This is a genomic window from Ruegeria sp. AD91A (assembly GCF_003443535.1).
GTDB lineage: Bacteria > Pseudomonadota > Alphaproteobacteria > Rhodobacterales > Rhodobacteraceae > Ruegeria.
Genome location: NZ_CP031946.1, coordinates 1947864 through 1962758 on the forward strand (window position 1 = coordinate 1947864; position 14895 = coordinate 1962758).

The following is a 14895-nucleotide window of genomic DNA, read 5'->3' on the forward strand; positions in this document are numbered from 1 at the left end:
CCGCAAACAGTTCAAGAACGTATCATGAACGTGTGCAAGTTTTTCTTTGCCGGTCAGCGGCTCGATGCGTTGCCATCTGGCGCATTATGGTGGCCGGAGCGGCGACTGCTCTGTGTCTCGGATTTGCATCTGGGGAAATCCGAACGCATGGCCCGTCGAGGCGGGGCGACGCTTCCGCCTTATGACAGTCGCGAAACGCTTGATCGGCTGGCGCGCGATCTGGAACACACCAACGCTGAAACCGTCATCTGCCTGGGTGACAGTTTCGACGATCTTGAAGCCGCCCGGGCTCTACCCGGCGCCGAAGGGTTGAGGATTGCAACGTTGCAGGCCGGGCGCCAGTGGATCTGGATCGAAGGAAATCACGATCCAGGCCCGATCGAGATGGGCGGCTCTCATTTGGTCGAATGGCAGTGTGGCCCGCTTATCTTTCGCCATATCGCTCAAAGTCGGCCACAAGGCGAGGTTTCAGGCCATTTTCATCCAAAAGCTCGGATTCGGACGAAAGGCAGGCACATCTCACGACCCGCCTTCTTGCTGGACAGCAATCGGCTGATCCTGCCTGCCTACGGTACTTATACCGGGGGGTTGCGCAGTTCGGATCAGGCACTGGCAGATCTCATGGACGCGGATGCAATGGCCATTCTGACCGGTCCGCAACCGCGCATGATTCCAATGCCGCGGTAAATTCAGATCAACCCGTCTTCTTCCAACATGGGTTTGTACTTGCGGCTCACCGGAACCAGGTCGTCGTTCATCAGGCGCAAAAAGGTTTTACCGCCTGATTTTTCAACGCAAACGATGGACGCATCCACCACCCAATGTGAACGGTGCGAACAGTGTCCGGGAACCGGCTCCATCTCGGCAATTGCATCCGTAAAGCGCGAGCGGACTGTGAACGTGCCTTCCGAGGTCACAACATCCACATTGTGATCCCTGACCGTCAGACGATGGATTTGACCGTCGAAATTGGGTGGCAAGCGTCTGACAAGGCGCGGCTTCTCGATCTCAGGCGCAGAGTCCATCGAAGTATTTAGGTCACCGCGCTGCACAAGAACCAAACCAGTCGCGAACAGGACCCCATAGACTGCTACTGTCTGGGCACCTGGTGCCATGTGACCACCGCAGGTGAAAAGAACCCAAGCCAACATCCAAAGGGACGGTGTGAACAAGACCAGAATTAAAGCGGCAAATGCCACATCACGGGCAGGAACATTCAAAAATACAGGGTTTTTCTGCATCAGCTTTCGCGCCACCCCGGTGACAGTCAAGGCAAGGACCATCACCCCGGTCCAGAAAAGAAGTCGCAATCCAAAGGTCAGATCAGCAACCAGAAACGGCGGAAACGCATAGGCAAGCAAAGGAAGAAAGACGAGACCCGCCATCACCCGCTGTGGGGTAAATGCTTTCCGAATAGTGTCAATCTTGGACGTCATACCGCTTTTGTGCACGATTTAATAAAAATCAACCTGAGCACGTCGAGCACTGATGCACCTTACCTGTAACTGGCTGGGAATACAGGGATATCACGAATTTTAAAGCTGTCAAACCCATTTGGAACAAAATGGCCGTGGCGTCCAGTGTTTGTCCAGCGCAACCAAGGGGTTTGTCGGGCCGAATGGATCGACCCGACCAGATTGCTTTATGCCGTCAAACCTTCTGGTTCGGGCAGAGCATTGGCACGGCAGCACGCAGTCAACGTGTTGGCCAGCAGGCAGGCAATGGTCATCGGGCCTACGCCACCCGGAACCGGAGTGATCGCGCCAGCACGCTCGGACGCGCTGGCATAGTCCACGTCACCGACAAGCTTGTTCTTTCCGTCACGCTCGATGCGGTTGATGCCTACGTCGATCACGGTCGCGCCTTCCTTGATCCAGTCACCCGGCACCATTTCCGGACGGCCCACGGCGGCCACGACGATATCGGCACGGCGCACGACATCCGGCAGATCCTTGGTGCGCGAATGCGCGATCGTCACGGTGCAGCTATCGCCCAGCAGCAGTTGCGCCATCGGTTTGCCCACAATGTTCGAGCGGCCAATCACAACCGCGTCCATGCCGGAAAGCGAGCCGTGGTGGTCACGCAGCATCATCAGGCAGCCCAGCGGGGTGCAGGGCACCATCGACTTCTGACCGGTGCCCAGCAGGCCCACGTTCGAGATATGGAACCCGTCGACGTCTTTGGCCGGGTCGATAGAATTGATCACCAGATCTTCATTCAGGTGCTTAGGCAGCGGCAACTGGACCAGAATGCCATGCACGGCGGGGTCGTTGTTCAGCTTGTCGATCAGCGCCAGCAGATCTTCTTCCGACGTCGCTGCGTCCAGTTTGTGCTCGTACGAATTCATACCGACTTCAACAGTCATTTTGCCCTTCGAGCGGACATAGACCTGGCTGGCAGGGTCTTCGCCCACAAGAACCACGGCCAGGCCGGGGGTGATGCCGTTTTCCTCTTTCAGCTTTGCGACCTGATCGGCCACTTGTGCGCGCACTTTTGCGGCAAAGGCCTTACCGTCGATAACCTGAGCTACCATGTTTTGATCCCTTCTTTCAAAAAACGGATCGGGCGCACAAAGCGCCCGGTCAGTCAGTCGGTGCCAATCACGCGCTCTTCGCGTGCAATCGACCAGTCAATCAATATGCGCCATAGCTTCTCGGCCAGATCCGGGTCCATCCCCAGCGCGTCCGAGTTTGCACGCACGCGTTGCACCACCTCTTCGACGCGTTCCGGGATACGGGCAGGAAGGCCCTCGCCCGGCTTCAGCTGCGACGCGCGGTCAATATAACTCGCGCGTGTCACCAACATTTCGATCAGTTGGCGATCCAGCTTGTCGATCTCGGCCCGCAGGTCCTGCATCGTGTTACAGTTCTGGGGCGGTGTCAGAGTGGGCATCGTCATCTCCTCATGGCCCGGGAATGAATCCCCGGACCACGAGATGTCTTATTCAGCAGCTTAGAACAAGCCCTCGATCTCACCTGCGTCATTGAGGCAGATGGTTTCAGCGGCCGGCTTGCGAGGCAGACCGGGCATGGTCATGATCTCGCCGCAGACAACCACGATGAAACCGGCGCCTGCGGACAGGCGAACTTCACGCACCGGAACCGAATGGCCGGTGGGCGCACCGCGCAGCGTCGGGTCGGTCGAGAAGGAATACTGCGTCTTGGCCATGCAGACCGGCAGGTTGCCATATCCCGCCTCTTCCCACTCGCGCAGCTGGTTGCGGATCTTGTTGTCGGCCAGAACCTCGTCAGCGCGATAGATACGCTTGGCAATGGTTTCGATTTTCTCGAACAGAGGCATTTCGTCGGGGTAGATCGGTGCAAAGTTCGCGGTGCTGCCTTCGACGATTTCGACAACTTTCTCTGCCAACGGGGCAGACCCTTCGGAACCCAGTTCCCAGTGACGCGACAGAACAGCCTCGACGCCGTGCTCGCCACAATAGTCCTTAACGGCCTGAACCTCGGCATCCGTATCGGTAACGAAGTGGTTAATTGCGACAACAACCGGCACACCGAACGACTTTACGTTTTCGATATGACGGCCCAGGTTGGCACAGCCCGACTGAACCGCATCGACGTTTTCCGCACCCAGATCAGCCTTGGCAACGCCGCCGTTCATCTTCATCGCGCGCACGGTCGCAACCAGAACAACTGCCGACGGGGCAATGCCCGCCTTGCGACATTTGATGTTCATGAACTTCTCAGCGCCCAAATCGGCACCAAAACCCGCTTCGGTCACGACGTAGTCGGCGACTTTCAGAGCGGTTTTGGTCGCGATGACCGAGTTACAGCCATGTGCGATGTTCGCGAACGGGCCACCGTGAACAAATGCCGGGTTGTTTTCCAGCGTCTGCACCAGGTTGGGCTGCATTGCGTCCTTCAGCAGAACGGTCATCGCGCCTTCGGCCTTGATGTCGCGGCAATAGACCGGGGTCTTGTCGCGACGGTAGGCAACAATGATGTCACCCAGGCGCTTCTCGAGATCCTTCAGGTCGTTGGCGAGGCAGAGGATCGCCATGACTTCCGACGCCACGGTGATGTCAAAGCCGGTTTCGCGCGGGAAACCGTTCGAAACTCCGCCCAAAGATGCAGTGATCTGACGCAGCGCCCGATCATTCATGTCGACCACGCGACGCCATGCAACGCGGCGGATATCAATCTCGCACTCGTTACCCCAGTAGATATGGTTGTCGATCATCGCCGACAGCAGCGAATGCGCCGACGTAATCGCGTGGAAGTCACCGGTGAAGTGCAGGTTCATCTCTTCCATCGGAACAACCTGCGCGTAGCCGCCACCAGCAGCGCCGCCCTTCATGCCGAAGTTCGGGCCCAACGAGGCTTCGCGGATACAGATCATCGCGTTTTTGCCGATACGGTTCAGACCGTCACCAAGTCCAACGGTGGTAGTGGTCTTGCCTTCACCTGCCGGGGTCGGGTTGATCGCAGTGACCAGGATCAGTTTGCCATCTTCGCGGTCCTGCACCGAGTTGATGAAGTCCTGGCTGACTTTTGCCTTATCATGGCCGTAAGGCAGCAGATCCGCAGAGTCGATGCCGATCTTGGCACCGATTTCCTGAATCGGCTTTTTGTTCGCTTCGCGGGCGATTTCGATATCGGATTTGTAGCTCATTGGCCGGGGTCCTTGATTGAATACCGTGCAAAGCCGACGCAGGGCGTCGGCGCTGTGCATTCCATACCCTTGTGTACAATTTCAATAGCCATGGATTCCGACATTCTGGCGTCGTGAAGCGTCGTAAGTTCGGTTCAGGGGTTTCTAATCGGAAACAAGCCCGTTTTCGTAAGCCCAGGCAGGTTGATCCGGAACAAACAGCTTTAGCCGATCCCCAAGTTGAATGCGTCCAGGTCGCTCTACCCATCCAGTGATGCCCCGACGTCCGGCCGCCGCAGGTTTGAAAGCCGGGCCATACCCAGGGTGATCCGCTTCAACCTCGCGCCCAGGCAGAACACATGGGGCGTTTTCCATGTCTACTGTTATCGTCATCCCACTTTTTGCCTGAAGACGTGAAGACGGCGGAATATGTGAGAGATCCGGGATCCCAAGCAGCACAATGGACGCCCCAAGGTAAGACGGATCAAGCTGGTCCAACCCCATGTCCTGCGCAATTTGCCGCAACTCCTCGGCAGAGAGAACCGAAAGCTGACGCACATTGCGAATTTCGGTGCCTTTCGGATAGAGATTTGAGACCCTGACACATGACGCGCGATTAAGCCCCTCGTGGCGCTCGTCCTTTACGCCGTCGAAGCCCAGATCAAGCGTATCAACGGCATCAGCTCGCAGGGATTTTCCCGTAGGAACATGGCCAAGCCAGATTACTTCAGCAGTATACTCGGTTTCCCGTAGAAACGGCATAGCCTTCCCTTTTCGTCCTTTTGCTTGCGCGCATAATGCCCGGCAAAACCCTGATGAAAAGAGAAAAGACCCGGAGCGTGCCCCGGGTCTGTTTCTTTTGACTATGCAGTGGGTTCAGGCTCCATCCCGCCATCATCGGGAGGAGACTTCTTGGCCTTTGTCTTAGGAATGGCCGTGACACTGGGCGCGCTGCCTTCATCAGGCTTGTCGCCTTCATCATCATCCTCGCTGGGTGACTCGCCATTCATTACGCGTTTGATCTCATCCCCAGTCAGGGTTTCATACTCAAGCAGGCCCTGCGCAAGACGCTCCCATTCTTCGTTCTTTTCGGTCAGAATCTGGTGCGCCCGCTCGTATCCTTGCTGGATCAGGCGTTTCACCTCTTCCTCGATCAGTTCTTTGGTATGGGCAGAGACCGAGAACCCGGCAGTATTGCCCTGATATCCCTCATGCGCTTCGGCATAGTCGATATTGCCAACCTTGTCAGACATACCCCAGCGCATCACCATGGCGCGCGCCAACTGGCTGGCCTGCATGATGTCCCCGGCCGGGCCGTTCGACACATGATCTTCACCATATTTGATCACTTCCGCGGCTTTCCCGGCCATGGTCATAGCCAGCTTTTGCTCACATTCATCACGGTGATAGTTCAGACGGTCCATTTCTGGCAGCGATACAACCATACCCAACGCGCCACCGCGCGGGATGATCGTCGCCTTATAGACCGGATCACACAGCGGCAGACTCAGGCCGACAACGGCGTGTCCGGCCTCGTGATAGGCGGTCTTTTCCTTCTGATCCTGGGTCAGCACCATCGAGCGGCGCTCGGCGCCCATCATCACCTTGTCCTTGGCGTTCTCAAAGTCCTCCATGGTTACAAAGCGACGGCCTACGCGGGCGGCCATCAACGCGGCCTCGTTCACGAGGTTTGCCAGATCAGCACCCGAGAAACCCGGTGTCCCGCGCGCAATGATGCGCAGATCGACATCGGGGCCCAGAGGTGTCTTGCGGGCATGTACGCCCAAAATCTTTTCGCGGCCTTTAATGTCAGGATTGCCAACGGTGACGTTGCGGTCGAACCGGCCCGGACGCAGCAAGGCCGGGTCCAGTACGTCCTTGCGGTTGGTGGCCGCCAGAATGATCACACCTTCGTTGGCTTCAAATCCGTCCATCTCGACCAGCAACTGGTTAAGGGTCTGTTCGCGTTCGTCGTTACCACCGCCGTAACCGGCACCACGATGGCGGCCAACGGCGTCAATCTCGTCGATGAACACAATGCAGGGCGCGTTCTTCTTGGCCTGTTCGAACATATCGCGGACACGGGATGCACCGACACCTACGAACATCTCGACAAAGTCGGACCCCGAAATGGTGAAGAACGGAACGCCCGCCTCACCCGCGATGGCACGGGCCAGCAATGTCTTACCCGTCCCCGGTGGTCCCACCAGCAGAGCACCTTTCGGGATCTTGCCGCCAAGCCGGCTGAATTTCTGCGGATTGCGCAGGAATTCTACGATCTCTTCCAGTTCTTCCTTGGCCTCGTCGATTCCTGCGACGTCATCAAAGGTCACGCGACCATGCTTCTCGGTCAGCATCTTAGCCTTGGATTTTCCAAAGCCCATCGCGCCGCCTTTGCCACCGCCTTGCATCCGGTTCATGAAATATACCCAGACACCGATCAGCAACAGGAACGGCAAGAGCGTGATCAGGAACGACTGGAAGCCAGACTGTTGTTGCTTGACCGCCTGAACCGGGATGTTCTCATCAATCAAAAGCTTGGTGACTTCGGCATCGCCGGGTTTGATCGTGACATAAGTCGCACCGCTTTCTGTGGTATAGCGAATCTGCTCGCCATCCAACGTCACGTTCTTGACTTCGCCGCCTTGCACGGCGCCGACAAAGTCGGAATAAGTTCTCTCATTGCTCTGAAGCGTTCCGCCCGGTCCACTGAACAGATTGAACAGTGCAAGGATGAGCAAGAACAGAACGACCCAAAACGCGATATTGCGAGCGTTGCCCAAGGAAATTCTCCCAAAAGTTCCGGCAGGTGAGGAGCTGCCAAGTTACCTCTTAAAATAGAGAGGATTGTGGTATGTTCAATGCGATAAAAAAGATGCGTAGAACTCGGGCCATTCTGGTGACGTGTCCGCGCGCCATCCGTTCGCGAATCCCGCAAGCGGAGCAGCCAGCACCGTTTCCCCTTTCCAGACAGCAGGCGTCGCGCTCAAGGCAAGTCTGGGGCGGCCTGTTTCGCGCCAATCGGGCACCTGTCGCAGCCCATCTTCACCCAAAGCACGGATCTCGGCACCGGATATTTCGGGTCCGCTCAAGACCCATTTACCATCCCATACTTCGTCGGATGCTGATACCTGAGCCTCCACGGTCCTAAATTCCCTGCAAATCCAAACACTATTGCCCTTGGGGACCAACAGACACCCACCGACCGATCCAGGCCGCCCGTCGGTCATGGCCTCCATCGCCTGCTCGACCGCAGCCTGACGCGGGGGGTATCCCTGCCCTGCGATCCAGGCGAGGCTTCTAACCAACACGCGGCGTCGGATTTCTTTGGGCAATGCGGCAAACCCGGCCCTGTCCACCTTCACATCACCTTGCTCAACCTGGGCTACATTCCGTGCGGATTCCTGCGCAAACACACCCAGGGCTGCATGTGCCTGCGCCAGATTGTCGGCCACTCGAGACAGTGAAAGCGCGTCAATTCCCAATGGTTTGAGGCCACATAGGGCTTCTCGGGCTTTGATGCGGTCGAAACGTGTGTCCTGATTCGACGGATCTTCGACCCACGATGCGCCGATACCGGCCAGGTAGGCTCGCAGGTCCTTTCGGGTGATCCCCAGCATAGGTCGCAGTAATGTCAGCCCTTCCAGTTGCCGACTTGCGGACATGCCGGACAGACCCGTGACACCTGATGATCGACCCAGGCGCATCAACAACGTTTCCGCCTGATCATCTGCTGTATGCCCCAACGCCATGGCGTCTATTCCGCGCTCCCGCGTCCAGTCGGCGAGCAATTTGTAACGAGCCTGACGCGCATGATCCTGCAAGTTGCCAGCGCCGTCCCAACCCGCCCAATGCAAAGTATCATGAGCCATCCCCAATGCAGCGGCCTGGCGGGACACGGCCTCGGCCTCCTGCCTGGCCTCGGGGCGCAAACCATGATCGACCGTGGCAACAAAAACGGTGGTCGTTTCGGTTTGAGCGATCTCATGCAAGAGATGCATCAGCGCGACAGAATCCCCACCACCTGATACCGCTACCCCCAGTTTGCGCGGAAGCCTTTCGGGAAGCCGGGCGCGAAGCTCTGCAAGCAGGTTTTCGCTGTGTCGTCTCAAGAACACCCCAGCGCAGACATCTCTTGCGTGGCATTCGCGAACGCGGGTGCGGATGGAAAGCGCACGCCAACTTCATTGAGCGTGATGCAAGCCTGATCGGTCTGCCCCAGACGCCCCAGCGCCGCGCCCAACTCATAGAGGGCCTCGGGGGCTAACGGACCTTCGGAATCTCCGGTAAAGCTAGCCAAGAACGCACGCGCGGCTTCGCGGGTGTCGCCAAGGCCTTCAAGCGCATGACCTCTTTTCAGATTAGCTTCAGGGGCAAGAGGGCTGCCGGGATAGCTTGTTTCAAACTGCGCAAACAAGGTGGCAGCGGTCTGATAGTCGCCTTCGGCCAGCGCTTGCGATGCCGCGTCGAAATCCGCCCGTTCACCTACAGCAAGTTCACCCTGATCTGATTCAGGTGGTGTGGCAGGCGTGATTGCAGCTGTACCAGCATCCGTGCCATCTCCACCCAGCGTGCTCGTCGGCTCACCCGATATCTCGCAATTTGCCTCCAACTCGCACAGACGAAATTCCAGATCCCCGATGCGATTGGTGCCATCGGAGACAATGCTCTGCACCCGCTGGTTAAGCTGTTCGGTCTGACGGGTCAGGCGCTGCAATTCGGCCTCTATTGCGTCGACGCGCTCAAGAATCGAACTGCCGGACAAGTTTGGCGCGGGGGATCCTGTGGTGGAAAACTCGCGCTTCAGACGCTGAATTTCCACGTACAGCACCGTCAGTTCCTGGCGTATGTCAGCCAAGGTCTGTTGATCTTGTGCCTGTGCAACACCGGTCGTCGCCATGACCGCCGCCAATACCCATCCTGCAATACGCATTGTCTTACCCCAGAGTTGACCCGGTCAGCACCGTTACCGCGCGGCGGTTCTTGGAATAACATTCCTCAACGCTGCAAATTTCGATCGGGCGCTCCTTGCCGTAGCTGACGGTTTTGAGACGGTTGCCCGCGACACCGCGCGAAATCAGATACTCACGCGCGGCATTTGCCCGACGCGCGCCCAGCGCAAGGTTGTACTCGCGCGTACCCTGCTCATCCGCGTGACCTTCGATCGTGGCAACAAAATCCGGATTGGCCAGCAGCCAGTCGGCTTGTCCTTGCAGTACGGTCTGCCCCTGAGGAGACAAGGTCGACTGGTCCACGGCGAACAGAACACGGTCGCCGACGGTTTGCTGGAAATACGCTGGCGAACGCGGGTCACTGGGCGAGCCCGGTACGATTGCGCCAGTGCCACCGGCACCGCCGCCGCCCAAAGCAGAGGGGTCATTGTTCGTACAGGCCGCGATCACACTCAGCGCGCCCAACGCCAGGACTTTGCTCAATACATTCATTTCAAGTGCCTCGTGTTTTGATTATTGCCGCCTGTCTACCACAGGGACGATTCGTTGTGAACTTTGCTGCGATCAATTCTGTAGTGGGCCCCATGACGGATCACTGCCGCCATCCGGTGTACGCACAGGGCGCAGGTTGCGGCCCGAGATATCCACCGAATAAAGCGAGGCCCGGCCACTGGCACCCTGCGTTTCACGGGTGAACATGATGACACGTCCATTGGGCGACCACGTCGGGCCTTCATCCAGGAACGAGGCCGTCAGCAACCGCTCTTCGGACCCGTCCGTGCGCATCACGCCAATGTGGAAACGGCCCTGGTTTTGCTTTGTAAAGGCAATCAGATCGCCACGCGGGGACCATACCGGCGTGCCATAACGACCTGCGCCAAAACTGATCCGCGTGGCCTCGCCTCCGTTCGCAGGCATCACGTAAAGCTGCGGCGTACCAGAACGGTCGCTTTCAAACACGATCCGGCTGCCGTCGGGCGAATAGCTGGGTGCGGTTTCAATCGCCGGCGTGTTGGTCAGACGGGTGCTTTTCCCCGAGGCCAGATCCATTTTCCACAGATCCGTATTTCCGCCCTGAATTAATGAATACACGATCGACCGGCCATCCGGTGAAAAGCGGGGCGAGAAGCTCATGGTTCCGTCCTGCGTCTTCAGTTCCTGCCGTTTGACGCGGCCCACATCCAGAACATAGATGCGCGGGCTGCCGCTTTCATAGCTGGTGTAAAGCAACCGATCGCCGGTAGGCGAAAAGCGCGGCGCCAGCACGATCGCTGCACTGTCGGTCATGTACTGCACATTCGCCCCATCATAATCCATGATCGCCAGACGTTTCAGGCGCTGGTTCTTCGGCCCGCTTTCCGAAACAAAGGCCACGCGGCTGTCAAAGTAACCGCCCTCGCCCGTAATCCGGCTGTACACCTGATCGGCCACCTTATGGGCCATGCGTCGCCAGCCTTCGGTGGTACCCGCCAGTTGAAGGCCGTTTCCCAGTTCCTGACCCGAAAACACATCCCAGACCCGAAACCGAACCGTGAGGTTCTTGCCCGAAACATTGACCGCCCCCGTGATCAGCGCATCGGCATTGATCGCTTTCCAATCGGCAAACTGAACCGGTGCTTCGAAGCTGCTGACCCTGCTGATGAACGCATCCGAGGAGATTTCGCGAAACAAACCGGTACCCGTCAGATCAGCCGACACCACGCGCGAGATGTCCTGTGCATATTGCGCCGCTGACGGGCCATCGGGGACAAAGTTCGGTACCGCAAAGGGCAATGGTTCGATAATGCCTTGGTCCAACTCCAGTCGCAGGGGACCGTTCTGTGCAAGAACCGGCGCAGACATCAGCGTCAGGCCGACAAAGAGGCTGGTCAGAAGTTTCATCATTTGATCCGCATCCTCTCGGGATTGAATGTAATCTCAACATCCTGCCAATGAGCGTATTTGTCAGCAGGCAAGTCATATCCTCTGGCCCCGCAGCGTAAAATCGCGCGCCGGGCGGCCTGATAGGCCTGATTGGCCGCACCCGCAGACCCACCAGAACTGTCCAGCATCCGAATGCTGCCATCCACAACTGTACCATCACGGTTCAGCGAAAATGCTACAACGACCACAGTGCTCAGCGCATCCGTAGACAAAGAGCCCACGTTCCAGCATTTGGACACGGCCAATCGCATCGCGTCCTTCTCGCCGCTGGTCAGCGGTGGGCCGGAAGGCTCGGTTCCGCTGCCCAAGGCTTCGACCAGAGCGTCATTGATTGCGGCCTCATCGGCCTGTGCGTCAGGTTCAGGTACCGATTCCGGTGTCTGCGCCACAACAGGTTCGGGCGGTGGGCTTGGGCGGTTCGGACGCACCCGCGGTCGCGGTGACGTAAGCGGAGACTGCTCTTTGGTTTCCTCTGCCTCGGTCACGATCTCCGGGGCCGCTTCTTCCGGCGCAGTCTGATCCTGTTGTTCCTGCTGAACCTCGGCGCCTTCGTCCAGAGACACCGGCGGCGTTTCGAAATCATCCGGTTTTGCCTCGGGCGGTGGTGGCGCTATGGCCTCGGGGGCGACACGATCCGACGGGCGCGGCTGCGCCTCGGGCCCCGGGGGCACAGGCTGTGCGACAGGTTCGACCTCGGGCTCTGTCAATGTTGGCGGTTCGTCCGGCACGTCCGGCTCCGGCGGCGCTTCGACGATTACAGGAGCAGGCTCGGGTTCGGGTTCGGCAGGCACGACGGGTTCAGGGCGCGGCTGTTCCTCGACCACAGGTTCTGGCGGCTTGGTCTCAGCCTGTGGTTCGGGCGGCTGTTGCAATGCCGTCGGCATCTCCGGGATCGCAGGCGCATCCCGCTGGGCCGTCATGGCCGCGAATTGTTCAGCGGTAATCACTGACACATCCTGTACGGCCATCGGCAACGGCTCGGATCGGAAGGTGCCGCCGAACAGCGCCGCTCCGATCAGGCTGACATGCGCAATCGCCGAAATCTTGGTGCCGGTATCCACCGTGCGGCCTCACTCTCCACCTTCATCCAGCGTCGGCCCGCCCGTATCGGTCACAAGCCCAACGTTGGAAAACCCGCCCGCGTTCAGCGCACCCATAACCTGCATGACCTGAGCGTAAGGAATTGCGCCATCGGCGCGCAGGAAAACCCGGTCACTACTCCGCTCTGCGGCGATGGCCCGCAGCTTGCCAATCAACTCTTCGCGCAACACGTCAGTTGTCTGAATTTGCACACGTCCATCTGCCGTCAGAGTCACGGTCAACGGTTCTTCATTGTCACTGGGCAAAGCACTGGCAGCGGTCTTGGGCAGATCCACCGGAACACCGACGGTCAGCAATGGCGCGGCCACCATGAAGATGATCAGCAAAACCAGCATGACGTCCACAAACGGGGTCACGTTGATCTCGGCCATGGGTTGCGCGCGACCGCGACGCCGGCCGCGCCTGCGCCCGTTTCCACCCGAAGATTGCTGAACCGCCGCACCCATTGTCAGCTGTCCAACTGGCGCGACAGAATGGTGGCGAATTCATCGGCAAAGGCTTCGTACCCGCCCACGATGCGGTCACAGTCTGCACTGAGCTTGTTGTAAAAAATCACCGCCGGGATCGCCGCCAGAAGGCCCAGCCCCGTCGCCATGAGCGCCTCGGCAATACCTGGGGCCACGACCGCCAGGTTGGTATTCTGCTGCTCTGCGATTTCGATAAAGGCATTCATAATGCCCCAGACGGTACCAAACAGGCCGATGAACGGCGCAGTCGATCCAACGGTGGCCAAGATGGGCAGACCTTTCTGCAAGGTCTCTGCCTCTTTCGCAATGGCCACATCCATGGAACGGTCTATCCGCGCGGTCGCTCCGGCAATCAATCCGCCATCATTTCGGTGCGACCTTCGCCATTCGATCATGCCCGCTGCAAAAATCTTTTCTGAACTGCCATCCGGCTGGGTTCCGATCTGTTCGAACAACTCGTCCAAAGGGTTTCCGGACCAGAAGCTCTCGTCAAATGTCTGCGCCTCGCGACGGGCCGCGCGGTAATTGATCAGCTTCTGGATAATAATACCCCAAGACCAGATGGATGCGCCGATCAGCATCAACATCACCAATTTGACGATAAAGGTCGCGCGGGCATACAGCCCCCACATGGAGAAATCGATCTCCTGCGCCAGCGCCAGCGTTTCAGCTTCCATGAACCTGCTCTTTGTTTTGCCTGACGGCCGTTTGTTTGGCCTTGTTTTGCCAAACGCTAACGCAGTTGGGGCTGAAATGCCAACAGAACCACCCCTGAGACGCAAATTGTTACATCAATGCGCGAATCTCTGCCGGAAGTCGGATCGGCCTGCCGTCCTTGTTGATGCACACAGCTGTGACCGAGGCGCGAAAAATCTCGGTCTCGCCGCGCCGGACCAGCTGCGCCATGGTCAGCCGCACACCCGAGATTTCCGTGACTTCGGTTTCGACGGTCAGTTCGTCATCGAACCTGGCAGGCGAAAGGTAATCGGCCTCAACCCGCCGCACGACCCAAACAATGCCCTCTTCCCGCATCGCGTTCTGGTCATTGCCCAGATTGCGCACCCAATCCGAACGTGCACGTTCGATATACCGCAGATAGTTCGCGTGATAGACAACGCCGCCCATGTCGGTGTCTTCATAATATACGCGAACCGGGTAGATGTGTTTCATTGCGGTGGCTCCAACCGGGCAAACAACCTGAGCGCATGAGACGCATCCTGCGCCGCCCCTGGCAGAACCGGATCATAAGCTGACCGGATTAGCGCAGCAATGTCGGGGCGAAGGATCGTCGTTTCACCTGCCACAGCAAGCGGAGATTGCGTTCGAAACGCAGTATCGGACCAAAGCAGGATGGTTTGCACCACCTGGCTCAGTGCCAGCGCTTCCGCCGGTACCTTGGACAACTGCTTGTCCATGCGAAGAAAAACAAAAGCCGCACGGATCGCGCCGTCCTCTTCGAACCGGAAAATGCGGTACTGGTTTGCATCCGCTTCAACCAAGCGCTCGACCAACGGTGCCAGATCGGGAATCAGACGATCAAGATCCGGCACCTCCAGCAGCTCATGCCAATCCCGGAAGAAGAAGATCATGCAGTTGGCACCAAGCTCGGGGTCGGTTTCGGCCATTTTGTGACCGGCCAGAGTGACAACAGCCTCGAATGCGCCCTTCACAGTGGACAGCGTCTCGTCTTCTACACCAAACACAATCGGCACGATGGGCCGCCCCCAACGCGCAAACAGAAACTCACCGCTTTCGCGCGTAAACAGTGCCTCAATCTCTTCCGGTGTCACGCCCAGCCCTTCATCTTTTCGAAAAACCTCACACGGAAAGGCATAAAATCTCTG

General features: G+C 58.2%; 16 protein-coding genes. 1 reads left to right on the forward strand and 15 read right to left on the reverse strand.

Annotation, left to right across the window (positions count from 1 at the left end; all coding sequences use genetic code 11):
- Positions 1–24: 24 nt before the first annotated feature.
- Complete coding sequence (gene pdeM / locus D1823_RS09715; RefSeq protein ID WP_117872823.1) at positions 25–687, forward strand: ligase-associated DNA damage response endonuclease PdeM; 663 nt, start codon at positions 25–27, stop codon at positions 685–687.
- A gap of 2 nt (positions 688–689) precedes the next feature.
- Here pdeM and D1823_RS09720 read toward each other — a convergent pair whose 3' ends face one another.
- From D1823_RS09720 to D1823_RS09790, 15 genes are all read right to left on the reverse strand, one after another.
- On the reverse strand, positions 690–1436 hold the full coding sequence (locus D1823_RS09720; protein WP_117869725.1) for a LytTR family DNA-binding domain-containing protein: 747 nt from the start codon (positions 1434–1436) through the stop codon (positions 690–692).
- A gap of 206 nt (positions 1437–1642) precedes the next feature.
- A complete protein-coding gene (gene folD / locus D1823_RS09725; protein WP_117869726.1) occupies positions 1643–2533 on the reverse strand; it encodes a bifunctional methylenetetrahydrofolate dehydrogenase/methenyltetrahydrofolate cyclohydrolase FolD in 891 nt (296 codons plus the stop codon).
- A gap of 53 nt (positions 2534–2586) precedes the next feature.
- Positions 2587–2892: a chorismate mutase gene (locus tag D1823_RS09730; RefSeq protein ID WP_117869727.1), complete on the reverse strand. Its 306-nt coding sequence runs from the start codon at positions 2890–2892 to the stop codon at positions 2587–2589.
- A 60-nt stretch (positions 2893–2952) separates the two neighbouring features.
- Complete coding sequence (locus tag D1823_RS09735; RefSeq protein ID WP_117869728.1) at positions 2953–4629, reverse strand: formate--tetrahydrofolate ligase; 1677 nt, start codon at positions 4627–4629, stop codon at positions 2953–2955.
- A gap of 144 nt (positions 4630–4773) precedes the next feature.
- Entirely contained in the window at positions 4774–5370 is a 597-nt protein-coding gene (locus D1823_RS09740; protein WP_117869729.1) for an MOSC domain-containing protein, read from the reverse strand.
- Positions 5371–5471: 101 nt separating this feature from the next.
- Entirely contained in the window at positions 5472–7391 is a 1920-nt protein-coding gene (ftsH, locus tag D1823_RS09745; protein WP_117869730.1) for an ATP-dependent zinc metalloprotease FtsH, read from the reverse strand.
- Positions 7392–7466: 75 nt separating this feature from the next.
- Positions 7467–8726 (reverse strand): tRNA lysidine(34) synthetase TilS, encoded by a 1260-nt coding sequence (gene tilS, locus D1823_RS09750; RefSeq protein WP_371415270.1) that lies wholly within the window; start codon positions 8724–8726, stop codon positions 7467–7469.
- The gene (ybgF, locus tag D1823_RS09755; RefSeq protein ID WP_117869732.1) at positions 8717–9541 is read right to left on the reverse strand and encodes a tol-pal system protein YbgF; all 825 of its coding nucleotides are present in this window, start codon (positions 9539–9541) and stop codon (positions 8717–8719) included. Before ybgF ends, tilS begins: the two co-directional genes overlap by 10 nt.
- A 4-nt stretch (positions 9542–9545) precedes the next feature.
- A complete protein-coding gene (gene pal, locus D1823_RS09760) occupies positions 9546–10052 on the reverse strand; it encodes a peptidoglycan-associated lipoprotein Pal (protein WP_117869733.1) in 507 nt (168 codons plus the stop codon).
- 72 nt (positions 10053–10124) lie between these two features.
- On the reverse strand, positions 10125–11444 hold the full coding sequence (gene tolB / locus D1823_RS09765) for a Tol-Pal system beta propeller repeat protein TolB (RefSeq protein WP_117869734.1): 1320 nt from the start codon (positions 11442–11444) through the stop codon (positions 10125–10127).
- Complete coding sequence (locus tag D1823_RS09770; RefSeq protein WP_117869735.1) at positions 11441–12544, reverse strand: energy transducer TonB; 1104 nt, start codon at positions 12542–12544, stop codon at positions 11441–11443. Before D1823_RS09770 ends, tolB begins: the two co-directional genes overlap by 4 nt.
- Before the next feature lie 9 nt (positions 12545–12553).
- Positions 12554–13030 (reverse strand): protein TolR, encoded by a 477-nt coding sequence (tolR, locus tag D1823_RS09775; RefSeq protein WP_117869736.1) that lies wholly within the window; start codon positions 13028–13030, stop codon positions 12554–12556.
- Between the two features lie 2 nt (positions 13031–13032).
- A complete protein-coding gene (tolQ, locus tag D1823_RS09780) occupies positions 13033–13728 on the reverse strand; it encodes a protein TolQ (protein ID WP_117869737.1) in 696 nt (231 codons plus the stop codon).
- Between the two features lie 109 nt (positions 13729–13837).
- Positions 13838–14221 (reverse strand): tol-pal system-associated acyl-CoA thioesterase, encoded by a 384-nt coding sequence (ybgC, locus tag D1823_RS09785; RefSeq protein WP_117869738.1) that lies wholly within the window; start codon positions 14219–14221, stop codon positions 13838–13840.
- Positions 14218–14841 (reverse strand): hypothetical protein, encoded by a 624-nt coding sequence (locus tag D1823_RS09790; RefSeq protein ID WP_117872824.1) that lies wholly within the window; start codon positions 14839–14841, stop codon positions 14218–14220. The genes ybgC and D1823_RS09790 overlap by 4 nt, the downstream gene beginning before the upstream one ends.
- Positions 14842–14895 lie beyond the last annotated feature (54 nt).